The organism is Nonomuraea diastatica (assembly GCF_004349015.1).
Classification (GTDB): Bacteria; Actinomycetota; Actinomycetes; order Streptosporangiales; family Streptosporangiaceae; genus Nonomuraea; species Nonomuraea diastatica.
Window position 1 is genome coordinate 1 of sequence record NZ_SMKP01000307.1, and the last position, 7,580, is coordinate 7,580.

The window sequence follows — 7,580 nt, forward strand, 5'->3', positions numbered from 1 at the left end:
CGCCCGCCCCACCCGCGATCAACGTGACCGGCACCCCGCCCTCTGAGGCGGCGGCGGGAGCGGCGGCGTCGAGCGCCGTGCCGCCCTTCTCCCTGCCCGGATAGTCGTCGACCGCGACGACGTCACCGCCCGCGTTCACCCGGACCCTGGCCATGGAGGCGAGGAGCCGGGCGGCGGTGGCGGACTCGGCGCCCGCGACGCACGTGGCCGCCGGTCCGGCGGGTGGTTGTTCGCCGGGGTAGGCGTCGGAGCCGGTCTCGCCGAAGTCCACCGCCACGGCCACGCGCTTGTGCCCGGACGCGGCGGTGTCCTTGCCGCACACGGCCTGGAACGAGGGCAGCTCCCCGCCGGGGGGCTCGCCCGCGGCCCCGTCCGGGGCGGCCGAGAAACGCCAGCCGATGACGGAGCCGTCCGGTGGCGAGTCGCCGGGCGCGCCCGCCAGCCAGGCGGTGCCGTCGCTCTGCCAGACGCTCCACCCGCGCGCGGCGCCGGGGTCGGCCGCGCCCGGCACGGGGTCTCCCGGGGAGACGGGTGGTGCGGCGAGGGCGGAGCAGGGGAGGGAGACTAAGGCGGCCGCCCCGAGGGCGACTCCGGCCGCAACACGAAATGCGCGCAGCATCGATGGACCTCCAAGCTCGGGAGTAGGGTTCCAGTGCCTGCGGAGGGTGCGCCGGCGAACCCGCGGAAAAGGAGCGTATGGCATGACATGGCGTTGGCGTTATGAAAATGCAAATGGTGGTGAGGTAACGGATCGTCCTTTGCCGCGAGAGGTTTTTCCGAGCCAGGCGGACGCGGAGTCGTGGCTCGGCGAGAACTGGCGTGACCTGCTCGATTCCGGGGTAGAGCAGGTGGCCCTGCTAGAGGAGGACCGCGTCGAATACGCGGGAATGTCATTGCGTCCGGAGTGAATGGCAGAAACAGCGAAAACCCCCTGAGCGCATTCGTGGCTCAAGGGGTTTTCGCTGTTTCTGTGATTATGGGCGGGTGCGGGGACTCTCGGTCTTGGAGGGGTCGCGCTCGACGATCGGGCCGAGCACGTCGTCGATCCGCCGCAGCACGTCCGCGTCCAGCTTGACGCCCGACGCCCCCACGTTGTCACGCACCTGCTCGGGGCGGCTGGCGCCGATGATGGCGCTGGAGACGTTCGCGTTCTGCAGGACCCAGGCGATGGCCAGCTGCGCCATGCTGAGCCCCAGGTCCGCGGCGATCGGCTTCAGCTCCTGTACGCGGGTCAGCACGTCGTCCCTCATCCACCGGGCGATCATGTTGCTGCCGCCGCTCTTGTCGGTCGCCCGCGAGCCCTCCGGGGGCTGCCCGCCCGGCAGGTATTTCCCGGTGAGCACGCCCTGGGCGATCGGCGACCAGACGATCTGGCCGACGCCCTCCTTCTCGCTCAGCGGCACGACCTCGGACTCGATGACCCGCCACAACATGGAGTATTGAGGCTGGCTCGACACGATCCGGTCGAAGCCCATTTCGTCGGCGATCTTGAGGGCCTGGGCGATCTGCTCGGCCGTCCACTCGCTGACGCCGATGTAGAGGATCTTGCCCTGGCGTACGAGGTCGTCGAAGGTCTTGAGCGTCTCCTCGAGCGGCGTCTCGTAGTCGAAGCGGTGGGCCTGGTAGAGGTCGACGTAGTCGGTCTGCAGGCGCCGCAGCGAAGCGTGGATCGACTCGGTGAGGTGCTTGCGCGACAGGCCGCGGTCGTTCCTGCCGGGTCCGGTCGGCCAGTAGACCTTGGTGAAGATCTCCACCGACTCCCTGCGTACGCCCTTGAGTGCCCGGCCGAGCACTTCCTCGGCCTTCGTCGCCGCGTACACGTCGGCCGTGTCGAACGTCGTGATGCCCTCGTCGAGTGCCGCCTGAACGCACTGCTTGGCGGCGTCCTCCTCGACCTGGGAGCCGTGGGTGAGCCAGTTGCCATAGCTGATCTCGCTGACCATGAGACCGCTGCGACCGAGGTGTCGGAATTCCATGCATCCGACCTTAATCCCGGCGCGTGGGGTGATCCGTTTCGGGATAGGGTGCGCGACGTGCTGAAGCTCGTACGGCTGGCGCTGACGGCCGCCGTCGTGACCGCCATCGTGGTCCGGCTGCGCCGCCGCGCCCGCATGCCGGAGACGCCGTCACCGTCCCCGCCGCCGCGGCAGCCGGCGGGAAAGGCCGGGATGGGCCTGGTGTGGGCCGGCGTCGCGGCGATCGTGGCGGTCACCCTGGCGGCCGCGCTGGTCCCGACGAAGGCGCATGAGGCGGCCTCGGCCCGGGCGCGGGTGTACCAGGCCGAACAGGACGCCCTCACCGCCGCGTGGCCGGTGTCCGGGAACGACGCGCAGCCCGCGACGCCGCTCTCCACCGGCCCCGCCGTCACGGCGCTCCCCACGCCGTCTTCCACCGGCCCGCCGGTGCCGGTTCCCGACCCCAACTGCGCGCCCGAGCCGCGCCCGGTGCGGGTGCGGCCGATCGATCCGAAGGTCAAGCGGGCCGTGGACCGGCAGTGGCGGCGGATCGAGCGGTGGCTGAAGGCGAACGCGCCCCGTACGTACAAGACGCTCGGTGCGCCCGGCAGGGCCCGCACGATCGCGATCGCCGAAGCCCAGATGGGTGTGGACTTCCCCGACGACCTGCGCGCCTCGCTCCTGCGCCACAACGGCTCGCGAGGAGCGCGGGCGTTCGGTTTCGGGTTCTGGCATGACGGCGCCTCCAACCTCGGCATCCGCCAGATCAGGGACGCCTGGCGATCGCAGTGTTCCTGGAATCGCACCGACCTCGGCCCCGATCCGGCGACCGAATCCTGGAACGGCCGCATGATCCCGTTCGTCCACTTCGGGGAGCGCAGCAGCGGGGACGGGGTGTACGCCGTGGTCGACTCCGCGGAGGGCACCGTCGGGTGGGACGACACGATCTCCGGCATGGGGCCGCGGCTGCCGTCCTACTATGCGCTGATGCGGGCCGTCGCCGACGCCCTGGAGCAGGGCGCGGCGATCGACGGCCGGAGGCCAGCGGTCAGAGGAGGAGTGCTGCGCTGGGACAACATCGAGTACGGCAACCCATAATTTCCGAATTGTCGGAATCTCCCGGAAAATCGGGAAAAAATGGTTACCGCTTGGGAGGTACCGGTTTGCCGCCCGGCAGAACCTGCGGTGGCGGGAACCGCAGCCTGCGGATCTGCAGCGCCCGCATGGCCGCGTAGAAGCCCACGCCCCTGAGGCTCTCGTCGGGCATCTTCTCCGCCACCTGCCGCTTCACCTTCCAGGCGACATAGACGGAGGTGAACAGCACGCCGATCATCATGATCGGCCAGCCGACCGCGATGACGAGGTTGAGCACCTGCGCGCGGATCTCCATGGGCCAGGGAATCCACGTCGCCAGCAGGATCAGTAGCGAGAACGGCAGAAAATACTGACTCGGCAGGCGGCGGGAGTCGACCCAGTCGCGCGCGAACTTGCGCGCGGGGCCCTTGTCTCTCGCGGGGAAATAGCGCTCATCACCGGCGAGCATGCCCCTGCGGGCCTTATCGCGCTCGGCGGCCTGCTTGGCCCGCATCTGCCGGTAGGCCTCTTTGCGGTCTTTGGGCGCGGAGACCGGCTGGCGCCGTTTGCCTTCGGCATCCCGGCGCTTGGGTGTGGGACGACCTTTGCCTTGGGGCTTAGGATCGTCAGTGGGGGCGGGGGTATCGTCCACGGAGGTTTGGGAACGGCGTCGCAACACGACGTCAACCCTACCTGGACTGCAACTTAGTGACGCCCTCGCGCGTTATGCGTAGGGTAATCCCAAGGCGGCTGCGCTGCATTGGGAACACCAGCACGACCTAGAAGGGGACGGCCGACGCGCATGAGCGTGATGAAGAGACTTTCGATGATCTTCAAGTCGAAGGCCAACAGGGCTTTGGACAAGATGGAGGATCCGCGCGAGACCCTCGACTACTCCTATCAGCGGCAGCTGGAGCTGCTGCAGAAGGTGCGCAGGGGCGTGGCCGACGTCGCCACGTCGCGCAAGAGGGTGGAGCTGCAGATCACCGGCCTGGAGAAGCAGGCCCAGCGTTACGAGGAGCAGGGTCGCAAGGCGCTGTCCGTGGGGCGTGAAGACCTCGCCCGCGAGGCGCTGCAGCGCAGGTCCAATCTGCAGACGCAGATGGCCGACCTGAAGGTGCAGCACGACAACCTGCAGGCCGAGGAGGAGAAGCTGACCACGGCTTCCCAGCGGCTGCAGTCCAAGGTCGACTCCTTCCGCACGAAGAAGGAGACGATCAAGGCCACCTACACCGCCGCCGAGGCGCAGACGCGCATCAACGAGGCGTTCTCCGGCATCTCCGAGGAGATGGGCGACGTCGGCCTGGCGATCCAGCGCGCCGAGGACAAGACGGCGTCGATGCAGGCCCGCGCGGGCGCCATCGACGAGCTGCTGGCCAGCGGCGCGCTCGACGACTACAGCGGCAACAAGAGCGACGACATCCAGGCCGAGCTCGACCGCATGGGCGGCGGCATGGACGTCGAGCTCGAGCTGGCCAGGATGAAGTCCGAGCTGGGCCAGGGCCCGGCGCCGCAGGGCGCCATCGAGCAGGGCCAGCCGCAGCAGCAGCCCCAGCAGCAGCCCCAGCAGGCACAGCAGCAGCCCGGCCAGACCCAGCAGCTGCGTCAGCCAGGGGAGGGCGCATGATTGTCAGGATCATGGGCGAGGGTCAGGTGGAGATCTCCGCCGACGACATCTCGGTCCTCAACGAGCTCGACACCGAGCTGGAGGCGGCCATCGACGCGGGCGACGAGAAGTCATTCCGCGTCAAGCTGCACGCATTGCTCGACAAGGTGCGCCACGTGGGCAAGGCGCTCCCCGACGACAGCCTTGAGCCGTCAGAGCTGATCCTTCCCCCCGCGGACGCCTCGATCGAGGAGGTCCGGGAGATGCTGGGCGACCAAGGCCTCATCCCGGGCTGAGCCCGTGCGCACCCGGTTCGCGTCCGACCGCGGCCTGACCAGCCGCATGGTCGTGACGATGTTCCTGCTCGGGCTGCTCTACGTGGTGTTCGTCGGCGTGCTGATCGCCTTGGGCGTGCGGGCGCTGACCGTGCTGGTGCTGGCAGGGGGTCTGCTGCTCGTGCAGTATTTCCTGTCCGACCGCATCGCGTTGTTCGCGATGGGAGGGCGGGAGGTCTCGCCACAGGAGGCCCCCGAGTTGCACGGCCTGATCGACCGGCTGTGCGCGCTGGCCGACATGCCCAAACCGCGGGTGGCGATCGCGGAGTCCGACGTCCCCAACGCGTTCGCCACCGGCCGCAATCAGAAGAACGCCGTCGTCTGCGTGACGACGGGCATCCTGCGGCGGCTCGAGCCGCAGGAGCTCGAAGGCGTGCTCGCGCACGAGCTCTCCCACGTCGCGCACCGCGACGTTGCCGTCATGACGATCGCCTCGTTCCTCGGCATCGTGGCGGGCCTCATGACCAGGTTCGCCCTCTACACAGGGCTCGGCGGCCGCCGCAACGGCGGCCAGGGCGGCGTGCCGATCGGGCTGATCATCGTGCTGGTCTCCGTCATCGTGTACGCCATCAGCTTCCTGCTCACCCGCGCCCTGTCGCGCTACCGGGAGCTGGCCGCCGACCGCGCGGGCGCGCTCCTCACCCAGAGGCCGTCGGCCCTGGCCAGCGCGCTGGTCAAGATCACTGGCGACATGGCCAGGATCCCCACCCGCGACCTGCGCGAGGCCGAGCCGTTCAACGCCTTCTACTTCGCCCCGGCGCTGGCCCCCGGTGAGACGCTCGCGAACCTGTTCTCCACGCACCCGCGGCTCGAGCGGCGCCTGGAGCAGCTGACGAACATCTCCAAGCAGCTCGGAAGGGGCTGAACCCGCATGGGCTGGCTCGACGCGTTGCTCGGCCGGTCGAAGCCGGTCAAGCCCAACCTCGACGCGCTGTTCGCGCTGCCGTCCGCGGTCGTGACGCTGCAGGCCGCGACCGGGCTCACGCCCACGGGCCTCGGCTCGGTGGCGTTCAGGGCCGCTGAGGGAGGCGCGTTCGCCACGCTCGAACGCGATGTCAAGGCGCTGCTCGGCGAGCGCGTCGAGGAGTCCGACGACGGCTACGGCTACACCTGGCTGCTGGTACGCCGCGCGCCCGACGCGCTCAGCGACCTGGTCACCGAGCTGCACGCGGTCAACTCGTCGCTGGAGTCGGCCGGGTTCGGGCCCTCGCTGCTGTGCTCGCTGGTGTCGTTCGCCGCCCCGGACGACGGGCGCCGGCTGGCGGTCGTCTACCTGTACAAACGGGGCACGTTCTACCCGTTCGCACCGCTGTCCGGGCAGCGGCGCGACAACGCGCTCGAACTTCAGGCCAGAGGTGTGCTGGAGGGCGAGCTGCCGCTGGAGAAGGACCTCAGCCGGTGGTTCCCCGTCTGGGGCGCGCCCGGCCTCTGACCGGGGGGCGTTCCTGGGTGATTATCACCCATAGTGATCTAATGTTCACGTGGAGCGAAGATTGGTGGTGCTCGCGGCATCCGCGCTCATCGTGGCAGCGGTGCTGGGCAGCGCGTGGATCACTGGCCAGTTCACCACGCCGGCGGTCGACAGGGCCCACGGGTACGTCAGCGAGCTGGCCGCCCGCGACCAGCCGTGGACGCGCCTGTTCCGGGTCAGCGACGGGCTGGCCGGACTGGCGTGCGTGTCCGGCGTGCTGCTCCTGCCGAGAGCGGCGCGCGAGTGGCCGGGCTGGCTGGCGGTGGCCGCGTTCGGGCTGTTCACCTGCGCCTCAGGAGTGTTCCCCCTCGACTGCGCGGCGCTGAGCGACCCGGCCTGCGGGCTGCGGGAGCCGTCCTGGTCGCACCGGGTGCACACGCTGGCGGCGGCGCTCTCCACGATCTGCGGGCTGGCGGCGATGGTGCTGCTCGGCGCGCGGTGGCGGTCGTGGGTGTCGTGGTTGTTCACCTTGCTCAGCGTGGCCGCCACGCTGCTCACGGTGGGCGCGCTCGCGGCCGGGCAGGGGGTGGGGGTCGCGCACCGGGCCCAGCTGACGATGTTCGCGGTCTGGCTCGTGTACGCGGCCCTGCACCTGCTCGTGTCGGACGACCACCAGGCGGCGGTCCCCGACCTGGCGCCCGCACCCGTCTCGCGGGCCCCCGGAGCACGGCCCGCGGCGCCCCGAACGGGCACCGCACCGGGCACCGCGCCGGACACCGCACCCGAGGCCGCACCGAGGGCCGCAGGGGCCGCCGCAGCGGGCGTGCCGCCGGACGCGGACTTCGGCGAGGTGCTGGCCGCGGGCCACGGCATGGCGTTGAACGCGGGCCCCGGCGTCGCCCTCGGCGCGGTGGCGGGCGTGCCGCCGGGTGTGAGAGGGCCCGGAGGGAGGGGGCCCGGCGTGAGGGGGCCCGGCAGGAGGACACCCGGAATGAGAGGGCCGGGCATGAAGCCGGGTTTCGGAGCGGTGGACGGGTACGGGCCGCCTCACGTGGTCGAGCAGGGGACCGGGCCAGCGGTGCTCATCACGGCGGGCGCCGCGGGCGCCTGGTTCCACTGGGACGCGGTGGCCGCGGAGCTCGGAAGGCGTCACCGCGTCATCCGCTTCGACCGCCCGGGGCTCGGCCTCAGCCCCCGCT

10 protein-coding genes are annotated in these 7,580 nt (G+C 70.5%); 7 read left to right on the forward strand and 3 right to left on the reverse strand.

The genetic code is table 11. The features are described 5' to 3' along the window. Window positions 1-619 (reverse strand): SCO2322 family protein (locus E1294_RS50035; RefSeq protein ID WP_132519783.1); only part of this gene is annotated, 619 nt, incomplete at its 3' end. A gap of 82 nt (window positions 620-701) precedes the next feature. Here E1294_RS50035 and E1294_RS50040 point away from each other — a divergent pair. Beyond that, window positions 702-908, forward strand: a complete 207-nt coding sequence (locus tag E1294_RS50040) for a hypothetical protein (RefSeq protein ID WP_132519786.1) — start codon at window positions 702-704, stop codon at window positions 906-908. Between the two features lie 66 nt (window positions 909-974). Here E1294_RS50040 and E1294_RS50045 read toward each other — a convergent pair whose 3' ends face one another. Continuing rightward, the gene (locus tag E1294_RS50045) at window positions 975-1,976 is read right to left on the reverse strand and encodes an aldo/keto reductase family protein (RefSeq protein ID WP_132519789.1); all 1,002 of its coding nucleotides are present in this window, start codon (window positions 1,974-1,976) and stop codon (window positions 975-977) included. Between the two features lie 57 nt (window positions 1,977-2,033). Between E1294_RS50045 and E1294_RS50050 the strand changes: the two genes are divergently transcribed. Continuing rightward, on the forward strand, window positions 2,034-3,053 hold the full coding sequence (locus tag E1294_RS50050) for an SMI1/KNR4 family protein (RefSeq protein WP_132519792.1): 1,020 nt from the start codon (window positions 2,034-2,036) through the stop codon (window positions 3,051-3,053). Window positions 3,054-3,096: 43 nt separating this feature from the next. On the opposite strand, the gene E1294_RS50055 is transcribed toward E1294_RS50050, so the two are convergent. Next, window positions 3,097-3,681, reverse strand: a complete 585-nt coding sequence (locus E1294_RS50055; protein WP_246083850.1) for a DUF3043 domain-containing protein — start codon at window positions 3,679-3,681, stop codon at window positions 3,097-3,099. Window positions 3,682-3,831: 150 nt separating this feature from the next. Here E1294_RS50055 and E1294_RS50060 point away from each other — a divergent pair, with 150 nt between their 5' ends. From E1294_RS50060 to E1294_RS50080, 5 genes are all read left to right on the forward strand, one after another. After that, window positions 3,832-4,656 carry a PspA/IM30 family protein gene (locus tag E1294_RS50060; RefSeq protein WP_220448410.1) on the forward strand — a complete coding sequence of 275 codons (825 nt, stop codon included), beginning with the start codon at window positions 3,832-3,834 and terminating at the stop codon, window positions 4,654-4,656. Next, entirely contained in the window at window positions 4,653-4,931 is a 279-nt protein-coding gene (pspAA, locus tag E1294_RS50065) for a PspA-associated protein PspAA (RefSeq protein ID WP_132519798.1), read from the forward strand. Before E1294_RS50060 ends, pspAA begins: the two co-directional genes overlap by 4 nt. 4 nt (window positions 4,932-4,935) lie before the next feature. Beyond that, the gene (gene htpX / locus E1294_RS50070) at window positions 4,936-5,835 is read left to right on the forward strand and encodes a zinc metalloprotease HtpX (protein ID WP_132519801.1); all 900 of its coding nucleotides are present in this window, start codon (window positions 4,936-4,938) and stop codon (window positions 5,833-5,835) included. 6 nt (window positions 5,836-5,841) lie between these two features. Continuing rightward, window positions 5,842-6,402, forward strand: coding sequence for a PspA-associated protein PspAB (gene pspAB / locus E1294_RS50075; protein ID WP_132519804.1), 561 nt, complete (start codon window positions 5,842-5,844; stop codon window positions 6,400-6,402). 49 nt (window positions 6,403-6,451) lie between these two features. Next, a partial coding sequence (locus E1294_RS50080) for a DUF998 domain-containing protein (protein WP_132519809.1) occupies window positions 6,452-7,580 on the forward strand: 1,129 nt, incomplete at its 3' end.